Annotated in this window: 21 protein-coding genes; 8 read left to right on the top strand and 13 right to left on the bottom strand. The window is 44.9% G+C overall.

Going from position 1 to position 19,346, the window contains the following annotated elements:
• Positions 1-112: 112 nt before the first annotated feature.
• The 11 genes from AC060N_RS10465 to AC060N_RS10415 all read right to left on the bottom strand — a co-directional run bounded on the left by AC060N_RS10465 (position 113) and on the right by AC060N_RS10415 (position 10,612).
• Positions 113-1,204, bottom strand: a complete 1,092-nt coding sequence (locus AC060N_RS10465) for a SphA family protein (protein ID WP_479523748.1) — start codon at positions 1,202-1,204, stop codon at positions 113-115.
• A 140-nt stretch (positions 1,205-1,344) separates the two neighbouring features.
• Positions 1,345-1,812: a hypothetical protein gene (locus AC060N_RS10460; protein WP_479523747.1), complete on the bottom strand. Its 468-nt coding sequence runs from the start codon at positions 1,810-1,812 to the stop codon at positions 1,345-1,347.
• A gap of 233 nt (positions 1,813-2,045) precedes the next feature.
• Positions 2,046-3,218, bottom strand: a complete 1,173-nt coding sequence (locus AC060N_RS10455; protein ID WP_479523746.1) for a BamA/TamA family outer membrane protein — start codon at positions 3,216-3,218, stop codon at positions 2,046-2,048.
• A 251-nt stretch (positions 3,219-3,469) separates the two neighbouring features.
• Positions 3,470-5,884: an arylsulfatase gene (locus tag AC060N_RS10450; RefSeq protein WP_479523745.1), complete on the bottom strand. Its 2,415-nt coding sequence runs from the start codon at positions 5,882-5,884 to the stop codon at positions 3,470-3,472.
• Between the two features lie 99 nt (positions 5,885-5,983).
• Positions 5,984-7,045, bottom strand: coding sequence for a hypothetical protein (locus tag AC060N_RS10445; RefSeq protein ID WP_479523744.1), 1,062 nt, complete (start codon positions 7,043-7,045; stop codon positions 5,984-5,986).
• Positions 7,046-7,113: 68 nt separating this feature from the next.
• A complete protein-coding gene (locus tag AC060N_RS10440; RefSeq protein ID WP_479523743.1) occupies positions 7,114-7,632 on the bottom strand; it encodes a glycine zipper domain-containing protein in 519 nt (172 codons plus the stop codon).
• A gap of 21 nt (positions 7,633-7,653) precedes the next feature.
• A complete protein-coding gene (locus AC060N_RS10435) occupies positions 7,654-8,160 on the bottom strand; it encodes a nuclear transport factor 2 family protein (RefSeq protein WP_479523742.1) in 507 nt (168 codons plus the stop codon).
• A 9-nt stretch (positions 8,161-8,169) separates the two neighbouring features.
• On the bottom strand, positions 8,170-8,976 hold the full coding sequence (locus AC060N_RS10430; protein WP_479523741.1) for a hypothetical protein: 807 nt from the start codon (positions 8,974-8,976) through the stop codon (positions 8,170-8,172).
• Between the two features lie 67 nt (positions 8,977-9,043).
• Complete coding sequence (locus AC060N_RS10425; protein WP_479523740.1) at positions 9,044-9,631, bottom strand: hypothetical protein; 588 nt, start codon at positions 9,629-9,631, stop codon at positions 9,044-9,046.
• Between the two features lie 21 nt (positions 9,632-9,652).
• Complete coding sequence (locus tag AC060N_RS10420) at positions 9,653-10,342, bottom strand: DUF4136 domain-containing protein (protein WP_479523739.1); 690 nt, start codon at positions 10,340-10,342, stop codon at positions 9,653-9,655.
• A 30-nt stretch (positions 10,343-10,372) separates the two neighbouring features.
• Entirely contained in the window at positions 10,373-10,612 is a 240-nt protein-coding gene (locus tag AC060N_RS10415) for a hypothetical protein (protein ID WP_479523738.1), read from the bottom strand.
• 106 nt (positions 10,613-10,718) lie between these two features.
• On the opposite strand from AC060N_RS10415, the gene AC060N_RS10410 reads away from it, so the two are divergent.
• The 3 genes from AC060N_RS10410 to AC060N_RS10400 all read left to right on the top strand — a co-directional run bounded on the left by AC060N_RS10410 (position 10,719) and on the right by AC060N_RS10400 (position 14,831).
• A complete protein-coding gene (locus AC060N_RS10410) occupies positions 10,719-12,347 on the top strand; it encodes a hypothetical protein (protein WP_479523736.1) in 1,629 nt (542 codons plus the stop codon).
• 247 nt (positions 12,348-12,594) lie between these two features.
• On the top strand, positions 12,595-13,335 hold the full coding sequence (locus AC060N_RS10405; RefSeq protein WP_479523735.1) for an outer membrane beta-barrel protein: 741 nt from the start codon (positions 12,595-12,597) through the stop codon (positions 13,333-13,335).
• A 77-nt stretch (positions 13,336-13,412) separates the two neighbouring features.
• Positions 13,413-14,831 (top strand): hypothetical protein, encoded by a 1,419-nt coding sequence (locus AC060N_RS10400; RefSeq protein WP_479523734.1) that lies wholly within the window; start codon positions 13,413-13,415, stop codon positions 14,829-14,831.
• 493 nt (positions 14,832-15,324) lie between these two features.
• Here the strand turns inward: AC060N_RS10400 and AC060N_RS10395 are convergent, their stop codons facing one another.
• Positions 15,325-15,525 (bottom strand): hypothetical protein, encoded by a 201-nt coding sequence (locus AC060N_RS10395; protein WP_479523733.1) that lies wholly within the window; start codon positions 15,523-15,525, stop codon positions 15,325-15,327.
• 197 nt (positions 15,526-15,722) lie between these two features.
• Here AC060N_RS10395 and AC060N_RS10390 point away from each other — a divergent pair, with 197 nt between their 5' ends.
• From AC060N_RS10390 to AC060N_RS10375, 4 genes are read left to right on the top strand one after another with little or no spacing between them, the layout of a single operon-like run.
• Positions 15,723-16,478 (top strand): hypothetical protein, encoded by a 756-nt coding sequence (locus tag AC060N_RS10390; RefSeq protein ID WP_479523732.1) that lies wholly within the window; start codon positions 15,723-15,725, stop codon positions 16,476-16,478.
• Positions 16,478-16,912, top strand: coding sequence for a DUF5675 family protein (locus AC060N_RS10385; protein WP_479523731.1), 435 nt, complete (start codon positions 16,478-16,480; stop codon positions 16,910-16,912). The genes AC060N_RS10390 and AC060N_RS10385 overlap by 1 nt, the downstream gene beginning before the upstream one ends.
• Positions 16,890-17,120, top strand: coding sequence for a hypothetical protein (locus AC060N_RS10380; protein ID WP_479523730.1), 231 nt, complete (start codon positions 16,890-16,892; stop codon positions 17,118-17,120). The genes AC060N_RS10385 and AC060N_RS10380 overlap by 23 nt, the downstream gene beginning before the upstream one ends.
• The gene (locus AC060N_RS10375) at positions 17,117-17,329 is read left to right on the top strand and encodes a hypothetical protein (protein ID WP_479523729.1); all 213 of its coding nucleotides are present in this window, start codon (positions 17,117-17,119) and stop codon (positions 17,327-17,329) included. Before AC060N_RS10380 ends, AC060N_RS10375 begins: the two co-directional genes overlap by 4 nt.
• A 662-nt stretch (positions 17,330-17,991) precedes the next feature.
• Here AC060N_RS10375 and AC060N_RS10370 read toward each other — a convergent pair.
• Positions 17,992-18,459, bottom strand: coding sequence for a DUF1203 domain-containing protein (locus tag AC060N_RS10370; RefSeq protein ID WP_479523728.1), 468 nt, complete (start codon positions 18,457-18,459; stop codon positions 17,992-17,994).
• A 437-nt stretch (positions 18,460-18,896) separates the two neighbouring features.
• Between AC060N_RS10370 and AC060N_RS10365 the strand changes: the two genes are divergently transcribed.
• A complete protein-coding gene (locus AC060N_RS10365) occupies positions 18,897-19,040 on the top strand; it encodes a hypothetical protein (RefSeq protein ID WP_479523727.1) in 144 nt (47 codons plus the stop codon).
• The last annotated feature ends 306 nt before the right edge of the window (positions 19,041-19,346 follow it).

The following is a 19,346-nucleotide window of genomic DNA, read 5'->3' as shown; positions in this document are numbered from 1 at the left end:
GGTAGTTCAGGTTTGTGAAGAAGATTTGCTTTCGAACAGCGATAACCCTTATCGACTATTTTATTTGAGATTACCCAACTTTATTCATCAACTTCTGTTTGGGATGGCTGAGTTAATTTTTCCCTTTTTTTATGTTGGGAACAAAAACAAGATTCAGCATCCAGGTATTGTTCTGGAAACGTTGCCTAATCCCAAAATCTCTCATGTATTTTGCGTTAGCCATCAAGTGGTTAGACAAAAGCCAGTAACCGGCATTGAAAGCAATCGTGCTTTTTCTGTCATACACAGATGCATCCCAATACACATCATCTCCCTTATCTTTGCTGATTTGCCAGTTATGTCCTCCCATGATGCTCACTTCGAATCTATCGCTAAAATACTGGCTTAGTCCCCATTCGAGAGAGAACCGGTTTCCGGGCTTTACATCGGCATCTTTGATTTTACTGTTCAGTTCGTAGGTAATACCAAGTTGCAGGGCTGTAGATTTATCTTTCACCGGATAGAAATAGGTATATCCCTGAAACTGATGGGTCCAGAATCCAAGTCCAACAACATCAGTCGAGCCGGTTTCGTACTTTCCAGTAGGGGCGTAAAATCCATATAAGAAGGTAAAATCCAGCTGATTTTTGCTCCAGGAAAGTCCCAGAGGAGCAAAAAACAGGTCACTCAACCCTGAGTTCCGGCCTTCTGCCGTTCTTGTATATGTTGTGTCGATCACGATTCCGCCCCGTTCAGAGATGACGGAAGATTTGGCCGAAATGTAGTTAAATGATACACCCGCCATGTATTGGGCATTTCCCAGTAGCTTCAGATCGGTGGCCCAAAAAATGGCAGGGATGCTTGTAAAGCCATTCAGGTCTATATGAACATCGACATCAGGCAAAATAGGCAGGATTTGGCTCAGCTCAAGCCCGCTGAATTTCTGACCATCCTTATCAATGTAGGTATCACTGCTGAAATAACCATTGTACCACAATACAAATAAACCTGACGGAGGATATGCCATATCACGCATGTTCCTCAACCCCGGGGAATAATGGCCCCCCTGCAAAGGGGAAACTACCTGAGCTTTCATATCAACTGACAGGAAGATGAAGAGACCCAACGTTAACAAAAACATGCCGGTTAACTGAAGGTAATGCACCCTTTTTAAGCGTGAATGGCTACCCTCGTTTTTCTCTATTGAATTAGTAAATGCTTTCATATTAGTTAGTATTTGGGTCGTTGAATTTCCTTTTTTGCAGCTTGCAAATCAATTAGAAACTGCTGATTTGCATGTGATTCAGCAACCGTTACTGTTCCCATTGTTCGACCAGCTTCAACGTAGCTAAATCAGTGCATTGATTATTTTACGGATTCCGGAAAAGGTAATCCCTCTGAAAGGGCCCGCCTGATCTCACTCATAATATACATTTCGATCTGGTGGAACTGCATGGCCACTACCGGATCGGTAGCTTTGGCAACTTTTTTAACATAACTGGCCACCAGTTTATCGTTTTTCTTTGTCAGCGCCATCACTTCCTTCAAAAGCCCGGCAGCAAGATCATTATTCAGGTTGTCGAAATTTTCTTCATACTTAAGCAGCAATTCGATTCTTTTCTTTCCCAACTCTTTCCGGGCTGTTTCATATTCATCATATAATTTCCAGAAAGCATCCTGCTGAGCAGCATTGGGTTTTACAAATTCAGCTACCAGAGCTTTCTTTTCCATGCCGAAGACAGACTGCATAAAATCTACTTCCTCTTTGGAGGACTGCGCATTCAGGTTTCCAAAAACCAGTGTCAGAATAAAGATTAACAATGAAGTTTTCATAAGTAAGTTTTGTTAAGGTTTATACTTTAAATACTATTTTGTTTGAACCTAATTGATACGATTTAACTTGTTTTTTTCTGAGCTATTGCTCCGTTTGGAGCTTTGACAAGGATGACATCTGTCCCCATGTATCTGGATCTATCCTGAGCTGATGTGGAGACATTTAACCGGCAGATAATAAGGCTAACCATGTTGTTCGTTTCATGATATTTAGTTTTAAGGCTGAATACTTATTAGAAGGCTTCGTTAAAATTGAAGTAGAATCCAGTAGTCTCCCGCCCAATGCCAACGTCAATACGCAAATTCATACGGGGTTGCACTTCCAGTCGATACCCAACCCCGAAGTTGGGCAGCCATTGGGCTTGTTGGTTATAGTCCGAGGATTTCTCCAAATCAAAAACGGTTCCCGATCCGATCCATCCCACAACTCCACTTTTGCTCATTGTGCCGTCGGTTTTCATTAATTTGTGACGGTATTCAGCTAAAAAATAAAACATACTTTTGTCCCGGAACTTTCCCCACGGATATCCTCTTAAGTCCATTGGAGTACCCAGCTGAGACATCTCACCATAAGGGACTTCCCCAAAGGTAAACCGGCCTTTGATCTGACAGGCGACTGTCCTGCCACTGATGTTGCTGACGGCAAAATATTTTCTGGTGTCAATGATGTACTGTTGATAATTGTTATCACCTCCCAGGTATGTTCCATAGAATGAGGCAACAACATTTAAGTACGTTCCGCTGTATGCATTAACGGGTACATCGCGACTATCGTAAATAATTTCGGGACCCAATCCGATATTAAATGGTTTGTCGTTATACTTGCTGAAGTTTTCGTCCTCTTTAATCAGGTCTGTTTCCTGACTACCTTTCGTATAATTGGCATCGAAATAGATGCCGGCAAAAAGATCCTTTTTGATATTTTTCAGGAAGCTGCTTTTCAACTGGAACCAGTTGCGGAAATACTTTGTGGTAGAGTCTGATTTTACGGTATTATAGGCTTTCTGATAACCTATACCCCAATAATTATCGGGCATGGCCTTAAACCAAAAATCGCCATTGATTCGAATTTTATCGTTGTTCCAATAAGTCGTGGGGCGCAAGTTGAATGTCATAGCACCCGTTGTACTTATTGCCAGCATAAAAGGCATGCTGGAGCGCGGCAGCTCCATATTTGTTTTGCTGTTTCGCCAGCTAATAATTCCACCCCCGCCAAAAGTAAGTTGTAATTCGGGAGTATATCCCGGGCCTGCTAAAGGAGTAATCAGCATTTTGCCAGATTTGATTTTTTCATTTTTTCTAATCTGGCGCAACTCCCTTTTGGTTAGCGTTGAGTCTGCCTGCGAGAAGCTTTTTAGCGGAAGCGAAAATAAAAGCGATAAAATAATGAATCGTAGGTAATACATTGTTTTGTTAGTTTGCGAACCCGTTTTTCCACAAGTATCAAAATGGTGATTTAACACGGACTAGCCTGCAATGGGAACTCTGTTAAGCAGAGCTTCAGCCCTAAGTTGCCACCTTTATTTTGTTAGTCGGTATAGCCTGAACATCATTGTGATCGCTATATCAGAGAAAATAGTTTTTAGAACCGACAAGGGTGTGGCCAGAAGAATGTGACCACAGCCCCCGCGGTTTTTCCTTCAGAAGAATCATCAAATTATTCGATCACATTATACTCAGAAGCACCCACTTCCTCTTCCAGATTCTTGATGTCAAATACCACTTTGTGCAATTGTCCCGGGGTAAATTCAAATTTTCCCCTGTCGGCATACTCCTCATTTACCGGCATGCCTTCATCACGCCCGATATCGAAGGTCTCATGACCCGTATAGGCCGCATAAACTGTTGCTTTAATATCCATTTGCCCCACTTTTTCATCATTGATGAAGAATTCGACGGTGGAGGGACCGTTCAGTTTGGGCTCCTTCATGGTGTGTTTCAGGGTGATTTTCACATCACCATGTGGTATTTTCACATCGCCGTCGAAATCCTGCCAGTAGAGGCCGAGCGTGGAATAGCTGTAACGCAGTTTACCATCCATAATAAACAGTGCCTGTCCGCCGATGTGTTCTCCCACAGCATAGATAACTCCCTCGGTGTTTTCATCGGCCGTTATCCAGGCATTGATCTCGTAATTGGTGGATTTGATCTCGGGTCCGGCCAATTCAGGCACACGGTATACATTGGGAGTGAGTTCCCAGTGTCGTTTTGCAGCGCGTTGCGGATTCGATTCCGGTTGCAACAAGCGGCCCATGGAGCCACCTACGGGAGCCACATTGTATTTCTCAGCTTCTTCCCAGAATATCTTTTCCAGTTCTTTCACTTTCTCAGGATACTGATCGGCTACATTCACCTGTTGTATGGGGTCTTCATTAATATTGTACAGCTCCCATTCGGTATTCAGGGGATCAAAATTTGCCATTGCTGCGGGGTCTGTTGACCAGGGGATGCGATATGGTTTTCCTGCAAGTGTCCAGCCATCATGATACAAACCCATGAAACCCAGCATTTCAAAATACTGCGTGGGATGATTGGTTTTGGCATCCGCATCCTTCCAGGCATAGGTAAGTGATTTTCCCGGATACGCTATTCTCTTCTGACCATTCACATAATCGGGTGCCGGAACACCTGTAACTTCAAGTATGGTTGGAACGAGGTCGGTTACATTCTGAAACTGCCTGCGCCATTCTCCTCTTGCTTCAATTGCTTTCGGGTATCGTATGGCCGTAGCCGACATGGTTCCACCGAAATGGGAAGCTATCTGTTTGGTCCACTGGAAGGGTGTGGAGGATGCATATGCCCAGGCGACAGAATAGTGGTTAGCCATGTGTGGCCCGCCCCAGGCTTCTAACCCGCCAAACTCTTCAAGCTTTTCCAGCTGCTGTTCCATGGTGAGGGGTGGGAATCCGTTTTGAAACAGCAGCTCCGAGAAGGTTCCGGTTGGGGTTCCTTCCGCCGTACAACCATTGTCGGCAGTCAGATAAATCACCAGTGTATTGTCCAGTTCACCCATTTCTTCCAGGTGCTCTATGACCCGTCCGATGTGATAGTCGACGTGTTCCATAAAAGCGGCATTCACTTCCATCTGCCTGGCCAGATAGGCTTTACCTTCCTCGGTGAAAGAATCCCATTTGGGAATGACATCCGGCCAATCCACCATCTTGGCATCTTCAGGAACCAGTCCCAGTTTTTTCTGACGCTCCAGCAATTTTGTCCTATATACATGCCATCCGTCATCGAACTGACCTTTGTATTTATCGCGCCACTCTTTAGGTACCTGGATAGGAGCATGAACGGCCCCAGGCGTGTAGTACATAAAGAACGGAGCATCTCTTAATCCTTTCCATTTATCCAGCCACTTGATTGCTTGGTCTGCCATGCCTTGTGAAAGGTGAAACTCTGATCCATCGGCATTGGTTTTCGGGGTTTCAATGGCTGTTGTGTTTTCGTACAGCAAAGGATGGAACTGGTTGGTTTCTCCACCCAGAAATCCCCAGAAATATTCGAATCCCCAGATGCCGGTGGGCCAGCTCTCAAACGGACCGGCAGGAGAAGCTTCTTCCATGGGCGTATTGTGCCATTTACCGAAGGCGGCTGTAGCATACCCATTGTCGGTTAAAATTTTTGCAATAGAGGGTGTACTGTAGTCAATCTGCGAATTGTATCCCGGATAACCGGTGGCAAACTCGGAGATGATCCCTGTTCCGATCTGGTGAATATTGTAACCCGTCAACAGCGAACCGCGGGTTGGAGAACAAACTGCCGCTACAGACATATGGGTATAGCGAATGCCTTCATCTCCTATACGGTCGAAAGTGGGGGTGTGCATGACACCTCCGAAGGATGATGCATTTGAATAACCGGCATCATCCAGCATGATGACCAGTACATTTGGGGCCCCTTTCGGAGCCTGGGGTTGCCCGATGAAATCGGGTTTTGAATCGGCGAGGGTTTTACCCTGTACGCCTTTCCATTCCTTCTTTGGGTAGGGGATGGCATTTGTTCCCTGCTCTGCTGATTTTTCCTGCGCTGTAGCATAGGACGTCATGAGCATCGGAATGGTAAGCCCCATTAATGGTAGTAATTTTGATTTCATTTTCTTTGTCTCCTTCTTGTTAGATAATTATGTTTTCGGCAATTGAATAGGATGAGCTTTATTCGGTGATATCTGCTATTTTGAAAACCAGTTCTTACCCGGGATACCGAAGCGGTAATTGAGGGAGAAGAGCCCGGCTGTCCGATCGCCCAGGAACTGTGCTTCAGCCCTCAATTGCCATCGGTAATTGATCTGCCATTGTGCCCCAACCAGCATATTCCAGGGGTTTTCGATTACTTTATCAAATGAGTAACGGATATAGCCGTTCGAAAGCCCCTCTTTTAGATTTGAGAGTCCGTCGTTTAGTTTTGTATATGGAAGATGGTATTTAAGTTTATCAGCGGGAGTTAAACCGTCATACCAATTATTCAAATCGCCTATCATCTCATCGATTTTGGCGGGTGCGTCCGGAGCCAGTTCACTGGCATTGATCGTTCCTAACGTATTGCTGTTAAAATGGCTGTACATTGCGCCGGTCCAAAAGGAAACATTCATTTGTGAATTCTTTCTAAACCGGAATACCGGGCCGGTGCGAAGACCGGCAATCAGAACTTTTGCAGGGGCATCAAGTCTCGGATTATAATTGTAAGTACGGTTGACATCGAGCGATGCGAATATTGGACCGACAGCACCGGCAGTCATTACTCCATACCCTATATAGGTACCACTTACTTCGGTAGTTACATTCAGAGGTATAGGTTCGATCAGATTAACGTTGATATCGGCTTTTTTTGTTTTTCCTACAATACCATATACATTAAGAAAGGGGAGGAGCCATGCATCGATCCTCATGTTGAAGGTTGCCGTTTGGGCGGAAATATCATCAAATTTCACAAAATCACTTAGGTCAATCATTTCAGGCGGATTTGGCATCGTTATATTTCCAAATCCCAGATGCATGTTCTGAATGCCCAGGTTTTGTCTGCCCGTTAGTGTGTTAAACATGATACCAATTGGGAAAGGCAATCTGACATTGGCGTCATGCGCTTTGCTGCCCCATATTGGTAAAATGTAAGGGTAGGGCTTGCTGAAATAAGCAGAGTCTTTTTCATCAAAAGTAGCCGGTACATTTTGAGCCTCTACATGCCAAAAAGCCGCTAGCATAAGCGTCAATAGAATAAGTGATTTTGTATTCATTGGTTTGAGCATTTGTTATGTCAGATTTTTAAGGATTGTGTGATACCGTTCTTTTCGACAATGACGATTCACTTGACGGTATAGCCCTTTCCCTCCATACATGCAGAAAATGCTTTTTTGAAGTTATCCATCATTTCTTTCTCTTTGACGGCTGCAGCTTGGTTCATCTGTTGCTGTTTCATCTGATCACCTACCACTTTCGCTCTCCGTCCCTGTACGGCTCCGGCCACAGCTCCTATGGCTGCCCCTTTTCCTGCATCACCGGCAATTGCCCCAATGGCTGCCCCTGCCGCTGCGCCCCGGGCTGCTCCGCCCACGGATGATCCATCGGGCCCCTTATCTACTTGGCCGGGGGCTACTTTTACCGGTTTCAGCGGGTCAAAACCAGACTGCTGAACAGCCCATCTGTAGCATTCCATTTCGTCAGCGTCCTGCGTTTTCTGATCCTGATTTTTAGAAGGAAATACATACATCCCAAGTCCATTGGCAAGTCCTGTATCGGTTGCCGCCGGTTGCTCCTGGGCAGTTGAACTATATACGTACCCAATCAGTGCGAGAGCAAAAAATATGGTCAGTGTGTTTTTCATAGCGTTAGTATTTTAAAATCATTAATTATTTTCGACGACCCTGTACCCCAGTTGGCGAAGGGCATCCATTTCGTTATAGAAGGTGAGGCTTCTGGCAATCTTTCCTTCCTCGATCTTGTAGACACTGTTTGCCCAGAGGATGACCTCCCTGCCACTTTTATACCGGATGTGTAACTCGGCCCAGTTGGATACCCAATCGCCCTGGTTTTCACCGGAAGGAATGGTCATGGCTACATTTACGGATTTACGGTAGTCTATTTTATCGTAGATATGTTCAGCTACATATTTCCAGTTTTCCAGTGCTGCGTCTTTTGTAACCGAATCACCGTAGTTCGGGCCCATGCCCAGGTAGTCGTCAGCCAGACAATTGTGCATCGTCTGATAATCCAGATTTTCAACCGCTTCGTTGTAGCGTTCTACCAATGCAATTCTTTCCTTTTCTTTGTTACCGGGAGAAGAGCAGGCTACTACTGTTGAAATCACCAGAATTGAAAAAATCAACTTGTTTATCATTCTTTTCCTTTTCATCGTTTCGTCCTATTTTTTTGAAAAAATTGATTTAGGCAATAAAAACTGCGCCTGAACCCGCCATTGCCATTCGGGTCCGAAGTCAGGGCGCACTACATTGTAGTACAACTGAGTCTGAAGGTTCAGGGGAAGTTTACCTCCCAGCATAATGAGTTTACCTCCTCCGGCGCCCAGGGGCACGATCCAGCGGTTACCGCTTTCAGCTTTCCAGTCGGCGGTGATAATTGGAGTTGAATTGACATACCATCCATCACCCAATTGTCGTACAAGAAAAAGATTGAGTAGCATATGATTTACATTGTCTCTTTCCTGCTTGCCGGCAAATGACCAGGTATTGTTAATCAGCAAACCAAAAGTCCAGTCTTCGGGCTGCATAAGCGCTACAAAGGAGGGACCTGCACTCCATTTTTGCGTACCTCTTTCCTTTCCTCCGGTAGGTAGTTCGAGTACCGGACCAACTCCCCAGGTGATTGACTGGTCCGCAGGTGCATAGAACGCGGTAAATACGATATCACTTAACCCGGAGGCCAGTGTTCCGTTGTTACTTCCATAGTCAGGAATTCTTACAATGGGAAATATTGTCCTTGTTATGATTCGGCCATTGGCAAAAGGAATAACCGGCTGGATGTTAAGGATGTTAGTGTTGCGGTTGAATTCACCGTAATTCATATTCAGATTATTCTGTAAGGGAAAACTTATCAGGTCGGCCAGAGGGTTGGCGGCTTGCTGGGATAGATTTTCCTCGTTATCCTGCGCAAGGGCAATGGATGAGATCACTAAGCAGAACAGGGCTGTAATGACATATTTTTTGCTCATTTTATATCGCTTTAGTCAGTTATTTATTCCTTTGTGATATTATCGGCTATAACAGGGCCGGCATAACTTAAAGGAACCCGATTCCCAGTCCGAAACCGAGATAGGACATGGCAGGGAATCCGTTGGCCTCGAAACTGTAACTGTACTTGAGCTTAAAAGAACCCATGAGTCCTGGTCTCAACAAGGTCTGTATCCCTGCCTCAGGAGAGAGGTTGAACTGCCACTGGTCATCAACGAATGAGAATATCCCTGCATCATTGGTTTGCCTGGCGTACGATGTTCCCATGCCCAGTCCGATGAATGGTCTTCGCTCATTGTTTCCAAAGTACTTGTTGGCTTTGATATTCAAAGGAACAATATTGGTGTACCTGAACTGGGTTCCCGTCACCAGGTAATCCCTGTATTCAAAGGACTCACCAACGACTTTTTCGCGGAATACATTCCAACCGATAGATAATCCAACGGATATATCTTCATCCAGAAACATGTCTACACCAAAATCGCCTCCCCGGGGACTAAAGCCATTGGTAAAGTCAGCAGTCTTACCGAGACTGATTGCAGGCATGTAACTGAACTTAACAACGGTTTTTGTCTGCGCGCTCATCACCAGGGGAGCGAGGCTTACCAGTATTAGGATCAAATATTTTTTCATCATTCCAGGTTTTTTGGGTTATTTCTATTTGTCAGTCGTTACTTTATACAGGTATTCACTTTGGAGAAACACCTGCTCAATCTGCCTGGTCAATCTATTTTGTATGTTATCCTTCGATCCGGATAGGATACCGTTAACAATACCACTCCATACGATTGGGGGTTTAACGGAAGGATTACCTTCAACCGGGGGTAAGACCACGTCTCTCATATTGAGCATGTCGATCATTACCGATCCGACCGTGTATCCGGAGACGGGATAATCGGGATAAGAAGGATACCAGGGATATCCGGGGTATCCGGGATACCACCAGTCCCACGGGTACCAATACCACCAGTCCCACCAGTAAGAGTAGTAATAGTAAATGTCTGCTTCGAGTACTGAAACCATGATGGCTACATCAGCCTGCACATTTTGGTCTGTGGTGTCGCTCACTTCCTGCCAACCGAGGTCGAGCAGATTCTGCCTGACTTGATCGAGGATGTGTTGTTCTGTGGAATTACTTTCCCTCTGAATGGTTACTTTATCATCCTTGATGTAGACAATCGTATCAGCCAGGTAAAATGTCGATAGTTGGCTGAAATCCTGGTTTTTGTCATATGCGGTGATGGCGAGGTCCAGCTCTTCTACTGTTGCGTTAAATTCGGGAGTGCAGGAAAAAAACGCCAACACGGCAATGAGCAGCAATCCGGTTGTTTGAATAATCTTTTTCATGGTCTGGTTTTTAAATTGAAGGTATGGTCACTATGTGTCGTAATCCGTAAAATTGTTTGATGGTGGATTATTCAGATAAGCACGAAGCTCTTCTTTCAATTCGTTGATAGTATCCGTAAAGCTATCAATCTCTTTGACTGTCTTAAAACCTTTTACTTCGACTTTCGACGTTAGCTCATAGTACTCATTCGCTATTTCTCTGAAAAGAGGATCCTGTCCGTATATTGCACTGAGTTGCTCTTCAAACTCAGGAAAGTTCTTCTTAAGCAATAATAGGGGCTGTTGTTGTACGTTTTCTACCATTGCGAAAATGTATGTATGTGTTTTATTTTCAGTAAATTTATTTTAACTTACTTTAGAATGTAAGAGACAAACCGTGAAACACAGTGAAACGCAACCTAACTTTCTGAGGCCAGATATCCTCATCGAGAATGATACAATAGAGCGGGTGGTAGATAATATCTGTCAAAGTCCGGAATTTCGTACCAAAGAAGTGCTATGCCGGTTTCTGAGATATATTGTATCCGAAACCCTGGACGGAAGAGGGAATGAAATAAAGGCGTATTCTATTGGAGTGGATGTATTTAACCGGGATTCGGATTTTGATCCTGGTCAGGATACATTGGTCAGAATTAATGCCATAAGACTGCGCCGGATGCTCGACCTGTACTACAGTCATACAGGCAAAAATGACGAGATTCAGATAAACATTCCCAAAGGAGGTTATATTCCCCATTTTGTTTCGCAGTTTACTTCGACAGAGGATTTAAAAAAGGGGGCTGCTGCCGGTAGCGAGAAATTGAACTTCGGAGAACCCTCGGTTGCAGTGTTCTCGTTTGACGACCTGGGAGGGGACTCCTCCAATGCCTATTTTGCCCGTGGATTTTCGTATGAACTCATGATCGAATTAAGCAAGTATGAAGATTTGCAGGTGTCTAATTTTTTGAATGTTACCGGACGCCGGACAAACAGCTCCAAGCTCCATCGTTCTTTGATGGAAAAAGGGATCAGGTTTGTGGTCCGGGGAGCCATTCATGGAGATAAAGAACGAATTAATGTTCTGGTAGAATTGTATGATCTGTCCGAAGAACGGCAGGTATGGTCTGAAAAGTATACAGAGAAGGTGACTGCTGAAAACTTCATTGAGTTGCAGGAGCGTATTGTCCGGAATATTTCAGCAGAAATTGGGGATGAATACGGGATTATCTTGCAACGACTAACACAGGAAACTAAAGATCAAAAACCGCAGAATTTAAATACCTACAGCGCGATTCTGATGTATTATAATTATCTGGTATCCCGGTCGCCTGAATCAGCAGAAAAAGCTTTGAGTGCCCTGGAAAAAGCAGTAGAAGATGACCCGGCTTCCGGAGTTGCGCGAGCCTGTCTGGCGGCTTTTCACGGTACGGCTTATGGACTGGACTCTCCCAATGCCGACCAATCATATGTAGCTGTTGGAGAACTTGCCGAGCAGGCGTATTTACTTGAACCCAACAATTTCCTTGTACAAAATGCACTCGCGTTTAAATATTTTCTTTATGATGAAAAGGAACGATTTTTCGATTTAGCGGAGCGTATGTTGAAAAGGAATCCCCGAAGTATTATCCGGTTGGGGTCTCTGGCATTCCATCTGTCCTTGTACGGCGACTGGGAACGCGGCAAGCAGCTCCTGGATTCAGTAATGGAAACAAATTTAGAATATCCAAATTACTTTTACGGAGCCACGACTCTTTATTATTATCGTAAGGAGGCATATGAAGAGGCACTGACAGAAGCTCAAAAATATCATATCCCACATTTTTTTTGGGGGCCGATGTTACGGGCTGCTGTTTTGGGGCAGCTAAACCGACCGGTTGATGCTCAAACGGAGTTGCAGCAATTGAAGAAGCGAAGGCCCGATTTTGCAGAGAAGGCCCATTATTTGATCAGCCGGTTTGTGAAAGAAGAAGTACTCGTGTACAAAGTGATTGAGGGATTGGAAAAGGCGGGTTTAGAAATCGCATAAATGACAGTAGGGACGCATCCGGATGAATGTATACCAGTCGTTATTGGATATTGAATGTGCTATTAAGGAGGCCCAACAGAGACCAACAAATGTTTTCCTCTTTTTTGTTTGGAGTGGAAGATTCGGGATTTCTTCCTAACTTATATCAACAAAGATGCACATTACCCGGAAAGAAGTAATGATTGCTTTGCATCTCGAATAAATGAGGGATCGGATTAATTTAACTATCAACCTAACATATAGTAAATTGAAAACCAAACCTGCACTTGTCAGACTATTGCTAACGTTTGTTTTTAGCCTTTTACTGGTTGGCGTAAGTTCCGGCCAGGTGGCCATTTTACTCTTGCTTTTTGGCGATGATCTGGCTACGGAGGAAGTTCATTTGAGCATTGACGGAGCTGTGAATTCGTCATACATGTCTCAACTTGAACAAGGAAAAACTCTCGGAGGATTGAACTTCGGGTTGGGATTGCATGTGAAATTGAACCAGAACTGGGAATTTAATCCACAATTCCGGCCACTTTCCGGAAAAGGGATGAGAGGTGTACTTCCTATCATTCCACCTCCCGGCGAATTAACGGGTGCTAAAAGCAGTTTTAGGCTGAATTACATGGATGTACCGGTTTTCATTCGTCACAACCTTACGCCTGATTTGTTTGTCGCAGCGGGACCCCAAATTAGCTTATTAACTGCTGCCCATCAATTTAGTGAAGGGAAATACGAATACGACGATTCGAAAGCCAATATGAAAATTGATGCCAAACCTTATTTTCATAAAGTTGATTTTAGTTTTCCGGTAGAGGTTGGGTATTGGCTTCGTCTGTCGACGAAGAAATCCACGTCGAAGGTCAATCTGATTGTATTTGCCCGGTATTGTCCGGGATTTACCCCGGTAATTAAAGACAATGCGTATGCTGAGAAGTCGAAATTATCGACATTCCAGTTGGGACTCAGTTTTCCTTTTATTAAGGGGGAATCACTAGAATAACAGGCAGTAAAGAAAAGACACTTTACTGCTTTTTGGCATTGGGGATTTTAGTCATGAACATCGATATCAACGACGTCATGAATAGAACAAAAGGATTTGCTCGCCTATCTCTTCTTTCAGTATTGGTCCTCTTATTTTTGTCAAGCCATGGACAAAACGGGCATCACTGGACACAGCAATTTGGAGCCAGTTCCATGTTTCTCGGTGGTTCGGTGATTGGTGGGGTAAATGACTTAGGAGCTGTTTATTACAATCCTGGCCGGCTCTCTCAAATCGATGAACAGATTGTTGTGTACACCGGCAATGTTTATGAGATTAATACCTTCAAGGTAAAGGATCTGGTTGGAAAAAAAGGATACAGCAGCAGTGAGTTCCGGGGGGTACCTAACCTTACGGCTGGTACATTCAGAGTTCCTTTTCTAAAAAAACACACTTTTGCATGGGCGGTCTTGATTAAGAATAATTCCGACATCAAAATCGGTATAAAAGATAATTTGTATGGGGAAATTTTCCCCCTGTCCCCGGGAAACGATTATTTCAATGCATCATTAAATGTTTTAACTAACCTCAAAAATACGTGGAGCTGTCTGAGTTGGTCCTACCCACTTAGTGAACGGTTAAGTGTTGGAGTAACCAGTGTTTATTCCCATATAACATCAGAACGCGGTGTGATATTGGATATGGCTGCGTTAGATGAAACGAGCAATCAGGCTGCCAGCTATAATTACAATAATAGTTATAAGTTTAGCTACGACGGACTTTTATGGAAAGCAGGTGTTTCATATCGATATACCAGGGGAACGATTGGGCTTACCGTTTTAACTCCGATTTTAAAAATTGGTGGAAAAGGAGAATACAACTACGAAAACTATGCTTCAGGATTGAATCATTTCTCTGACAAGCCGGATATATTCGGCTATAGTGACCAAACCGATCTGAAGGTTCGTTACAGTTCACCGTTGGCTATTGGGGTGGGGATTTCACACCGGATAAAGAAGAATACAGTGCATGCAGGCGCAGAATGGTATAGTCAAGTAGCCGGCTACAATATAATGGATCCAGCTGATTTTGTTATTCAAAGTACGGGTGAAGTGATGACCTCCAACCTGGCTGATGAGCAGAGGAGTATTATTAACTTTGGAATTGGTGTCGAACTTTACTTGTCAGAAAAACTGAGGTCGTTTGCCAGTTTTTATACTGATTACAACAGTTTGAGAAAGGAAGTTGACAGTAGCACTGCTTTATTGACTGCCATTCACTCGGATTATTTCCATGTAGGAGGCGGTTTTTTGCTCAGCCTTAAGGATTTTTCGTTGTCACTCGGTTTGACTCACTCTGGGACTAATTCAAAATTATCGAGGCCATTGAACTTCCCTTCCGTAGAACCTGTAGAGAGCAGCGAAAACAATACTTCGGTAGACTGGGACCGGTGGCGAGTCATGTTTAGTTTGTCGATACCCTTACTAAAAGATTTTCAACGTAAGTTGGGGCTGTGACAGTGGGGAAGATGAGAAAGGGAGAAAGGCCAAGGTTCAGGCAAAGAAGAAGGTTAAAGTGAAAAGGCTGCCGATAGCTGGCGTTGAGGAGAAAGTGAGAAGTGAGGAGAGGGAGAATTTTGGCCCGAAGAGGTCACCGCGTGGTTCTCATTTAAACTGAAATATTCTGCTTTGAATTGATATGATAAAAAACAAGAAAGCCTGATAATCATACGATTAACAGGCTTTTGATTCAGAATGAATCTTTTGTTGTCGGGGTGAAAGGATTCGAACCTCAACCCTTATATCGTATGAAATCAATGGATTAGCAGAACGGTTTCAGTGGAGGTCACTGCGTGGTTCTCAATTCTTTTGAAATGGAATGAACGCGATTGACGTGCCTCAATCTTCCACTAAATTAGAATTCCTGTTTTTTGTTTCCAACTAATTGATATTAAAATGATTTAAACTTTATGGGAAAGTGACGAAGGTCTGCTTCGGTTGTCGGTTAGGGCTAATCGACAAGGTATTGGCGGATGGTGGAAACCGGCAAACCGGTGTATTCAGCGAACTCCTCAACAGTGATAAACTGATGGGAAGCTTTTCCCAGCTCCTGACGGATTTTGGTCAGCAACCTTCTCCCTGACCGTTCGCTTTTACCGGTTATCCGCTGCACATCTTTTGGGTAAATACAACTTCGCTGTAAAAGCATCATTCCTACTTTATCTATACTCTATCCCTACTTAAACTCCGGGGAATCTTCCGGAGGTTTCAGAGGAAATTTACTGATTTTCTTCCGTCCCGGAAGACATTTAGGGACAAATGGCCCTTTTTGACCTATTGCGGAAGGTGGTTTTTGTTGTGGCGCATTGGTTACAATAACTTGTTGGAAGTAACCAAAATCTATGCGTTATGGCAAGACAAAAGGGGTTGATTAAACTGGAGGGAGCGATTGGTGATCTTTCCTTCTACAAGAGCGGTGGAGAGTATTATGCCCGCACGAAGGGCGGCGTCGATGCTGACCGCATCAAGAATGACCCGGCGTTTGTGAGGACGCGTGAAAACGGGTCGGAGTTTGGCCGGGCCGGGAAAGCGAGCAAGCTGCTCCGGAATGCGTTGCGGCAGCTGATGGTGCATGCCGCCGATAACCGGGTATCCAACCGGTTGACCACGCAGATGCTGAAGGTTATCCAGGCCGATGCGACCAACGCCCGTGGTGAGCGTACCGTGAGCGACGGGGACCCGGCTTTGCTGAAAGGGTTTGAATTCAACGCAGGCGCCCAGCTGGCAGGAACCATTTATGTTCCTTTTGCCACGGCCGTTGACCGGGCAACCGGCGCGTTGGAGGTATCGCTGCCGGCACTGGTACCCACGACCGATTTGGCGATGGTGCAGGATGCCACTCATCTCCGTTTTGGCGCTTTGGGGGCAACGGTTGATTTCGAGGGGGAATCCTTTTCTACCAAAATGGCTGTGAGCGATTTTGTGGAGATTGACAGCGTGGAACACGAAGCTCAATCGCTGGAGGTGCAGATTGAAGCTGCGAGTCCGTCGCCGATTTTCCTGGCCTTCTCCATTGAGTTCTTCCAGATGGTCAATGGTGAGGCGTATCCGCTGAAAAGTGGTGCCTTGAATGCCATGGCCATTGTTGCAGTTGATCTGCCGTAGTGGACCTGGAACTCTACCGGAGTTATTTCCCCAGTGGAACGAATGGTGTGGTTTATTGCCGGGGGAAGGTAATCTGCCACACCATTGAACTGCCCTGGCGGGCCAACCAAAAGAGGATTTCCTGTATTCCGGAAGGGAGTTATCACCTGAAGGCACGATACACGGAAAAGCGGGGTTGGCACTTACAGGTTGTGAAAGTTCCCGGGCGCACCTGGATTCTGTTTCACCCGGCCAATGATGCCCTGCGCGAGTTGTTGGGGTGCATTGCACCGGTGACCAAACTATTGGGGCCCGGCTACGGGACTCAATCAAGGCCGGCAAATCAACGATTACTGAATCATGTATTGCCGGCTATTCGAAGAGATGAAGAAGTTCTTCTTCACATTACACGTAATTCCAAAATGGTTGGATATGAATATTCTGAAAAGAGCTAAAGCACGGACCCCGAAGTTTTTCCGGGTATTACGAACTATCGGGCTCGCCTTGGCTGCTGCCGGGGGAACGTTACTGGCGGCTCCGGTTGCTTTACCGGCAGCCGTTACGACACTGGCCGGATACCTGACGGTAGCCGGTACCGTCGCCGGCGCTGTCAGCCAGGTGGCTGTCGAGGATGAAGAGTCCGGAAGCGATGAAGTGCCGTGAGCCTGCCGGCTGTTGATGGTGGGACCCGCGCCGGTACGTTAGGCGGAACGCTGCTGAGTACCCTGGTGAACCTGACGGGGCAGGATTTACTGGAAACAGCGCTTTTAGCTGCTGTTGGCGCGGTAGTGAGTTTTGTTGTTTCTCTGACGCTGAGCAGGCTGGTCAGAGGCAAGTGGAGAAAGAAGTCACCTGATGGTGACCGTGTGTGAGGTTTGAGTGGAAAGACCTTCCGGAAGGGAGGTCTTTTTCTTGCTAAGACGTAAGACAATAGATTACAGACTTTAGACTGGCAGGGTAATTATTTTTCCAAAGAAAACAGAAACCGAAAAAGAAAAAAGAAAGCCAGCTCACAGGCGGGCCGGCTGAAAGCAAGGTTTTTGGGAAAAATACGATTCGACGAAGGAGAATGGAGATTTTTTCCAAAACCCGAAGGGCCTGACCTTGCCTGGTGAATAAGTGTGCTTATGTTGCCGCCCGCCTAAATTGGGTGGCTTTTTTCTGTAAAGAACTAATTACACGAATTACCTAACGCACAAGGCTGGCGCGCACGAATTACACGAATTGGATGGCACGGATATACGCGGATTTTTATCACGGAACTACACGGATGGGGTTTCATATATAGTCTGTCGTTGAACGGAGTGAGAGTGCGGGAAAGAAAGCGGGTGCGGGCTGTAACCAAATGACAACGTGGAGGCGTCATGACCGAACAGGCCGGACCGGCTTTGTGGGGTGCTGAAGGTTGTTGCTGTGCAGGAAATATGCGTATGAAAGCAACAGTCGGGAAGCACGTGGCGATTTTAGATGCAGGACTTAATTGTACGGAGTTCCTACTTTCTGACCGAGATTAAGCGAGAATAAACCGATGATTTTAGATCCTCTCTGCAACACAATTATAGCAGCCCGGCTTTGCATTGTGAATATGAACGTATGCTACCTCTGAATTTTCAAAAAAGGTTTGAAGCTTACTTTGTACATCACTTCCGTCGCACGTATCTGTTTCAATCATCATCCCGGAACTATTATAACCGCGTAACGATAGAAATCGATAATGTAGAATCTTTGGGATTTCATTTACTTCAAGTTCAGGTGCGTTTACATTTTTTCTGACAAAGATGGGGCCCGATGCCTGATAAGGTGAATCTGTATTATGATGTTTAAAAGGTAGTAAAACAACCTCTTCTCCAATTGGTGCATCCTCCAGACTAATCCGGCACGGGAACCCCGGGTAATTATCGACAAGAATTTTTCTAGCGCCTTGCTCACGTAGTTGAGAATCGCTTAATGAAAACAAATGATTGAAGTCTTCTCTAATTGCTTTGATTTGAAAGTTTGCCATGTTTCTTTTTATTGCAAAATTGGATAACCAATTTGGTTGCTACAACCCGATTCTTGCGGTTTTCTTAACAGGGCAAATGGATGTTTAAGCGTGTCACGTATATATTACTTCAACTTGTCAATTTTGAATTGTTGGCCACAGATAAGCATGAATACATAGAACGGATTGGCACGGATGGTAGCTTAATGTAAAGACTGGCGTTGAACGGAGTGAGTGTGAGTTGGGAAAGAAAGCGGGTACGGGCTGTGACCGAATGACAACGTAGAGGCGTCATGACCGAACAGGCCGGACCGGCTTTGCGGGGTGCCGAAGGTTGTTGACTTCCGGGCTTTCTCTGCCAGGTTGGGCAACGGCCTGCAGGCACATGGGGAGTTGGAGAAACGAAGAAGATGAGAGGGGGAGAAAGTGAGAAATGGAGATCGGGAGAAAGGGTGAAGATGAGAATGAGAATTAGAGACCACAGATTGGCACGGATTCTTTTCAAGGATTTGCGCGGACGGATGACGATGCTATGGGATGGCGGTGCGCTTTCTTTTTGCGTAATTTGGGGAATAGATCCCGGATACCTGATTGGAGTTTAGATATTGGAGTAATGAGGAGAAAAAGACTGTTTCAAGAATGTGAAAGGTATATAGAAATCTTACTTTTATACTTATTTTTCTTGTATTATTAAGATTCCGTAATTATGGATTTAATGGTTACATTATGAGTCTTATGCGTCTTTTTATATATTAAAATTAGATGAAAATAATTCTATTTTGAATGTCTGTTAAATATGAACTTAGTGATAAATGGATAAAGGCTTCAGTGATTGGGACCATTTGGGCTTCGTTCGAGATCGTATTTGGTAGTTTTTTGCATAACCTGCGAATTCCTTTTAGTGGAAC

It is taken from the genome of Prolixibacter sp. DSM 2831, assembly GCF_056493735.1.
This window is presented reverse-complemented; position numbering and strand designations above follow the sequence as displayed.

Coding starts and splice junctions, on each gene's coding strand:
- AC060N_RS10465 (WP_479523748.1), bottom strand. CDS start 1,204: ATGAAAGCATTTACTAATTCAATAGAGAAAAACGAGGGTAGCCATTCA.
- AC060N_RS10460 (WP_479523747.1), bottom strand. CDS start 1,812: ATGAAAACTTCATTGTTAATCTTTATTCTGACACTGGTTTTTGGAAAC.
- AC060N_RS10455 (WP_479523746.1), bottom strand. CDS start 3,218: ATGTATTACCTACGATTCATTATTTTATCGCTTTTATTTTCGCTTCCG.
- AC060N_RS10450 (WP_479523745.1), bottom strand. CDS start 5,884: ATGGGGCTTACCATTCCGATGCTCATGACGTCCTATGCTACAGCGCAG.
- AC060N_RS10445 (WP_479523744.1), bottom strand. CDS start 7,045: ATGAATACAAAATCACTTATTCTATTGACGCTTATGCTAGCGGCTTTT.
- AC060N_RS10440 (WP_479523743.1), bottom strand. CDS start 7,632: ATGAAAAACACACTGACCATATTTTTTGCTCTCGCACTGATTGGGTAC.
- AC060N_RS10435 (WP_479523742.1), bottom strand. CDS start 8,160: ATGAAAAGGAAAAGAATGATAAACAAGTTGATTTTTTCAATTCTGGTG.
- AC060N_RS10430 (WP_479523741.1), bottom strand. CDS start 8,976: ATGAGCAAAAAATATGTCATTACAGCCCTGTTCTGCTTAGTGATCTCA.
- AC060N_RS10425 (WP_479523740.1), bottom strand. CDS start 9,631: ATGATGAAAAAATATTTGATCCTAATACTGGTAAGCCTCGCTCCCCTG.
- AC060N_RS10420 (WP_479523739.1), bottom strand. CDS start 10,342: ATGAAAAAGATTATTCAAACAACCGGATTGCTGCTCATTGCCGTGTTG.
- AC060N_RS10400 (WP_479523734.1), top strand. CDS start 13,413: ATGAATAGAACAAAAGGATTTGCTCGCCTATCTCTTCTTTCAGTATTG.
- AC060N_RS10395 (WP_479523733.1), bottom strand. CDS start 15,525: ATGATGCTTTTACAGCGAAGTTGTATTTACCCAAAAGATGTGCAGCGG.
- AC060N_RS10390 (WP_479523732.1), top strand. CDS start 15,723: ATGGCAAGACAAAAGGGGTTGATTAAACTGGAGGGAGCGATTGGTGAT.
- AC060N_RS10380 (WP_479523730.1), top strand. CDS start 16,890: ATGAATATTCTGAAAAGAGCTAAAGCACGGACCCCGAAGTTTTTCCGG.
- AC060N_RS10370 (WP_479523728.1), bottom strand. CDS start 18,459: ATGGCAAACTTTCAAATCAAAGCAATTAGAGAAGACTTCAATCATTTG.
- AC060N_RS10365 (WP_479523727.1), top strand. CDS start 18,897: ATGAGAATGAGAATTAGAGACCACAGATTGGCACGGATTCTTTTCAAG.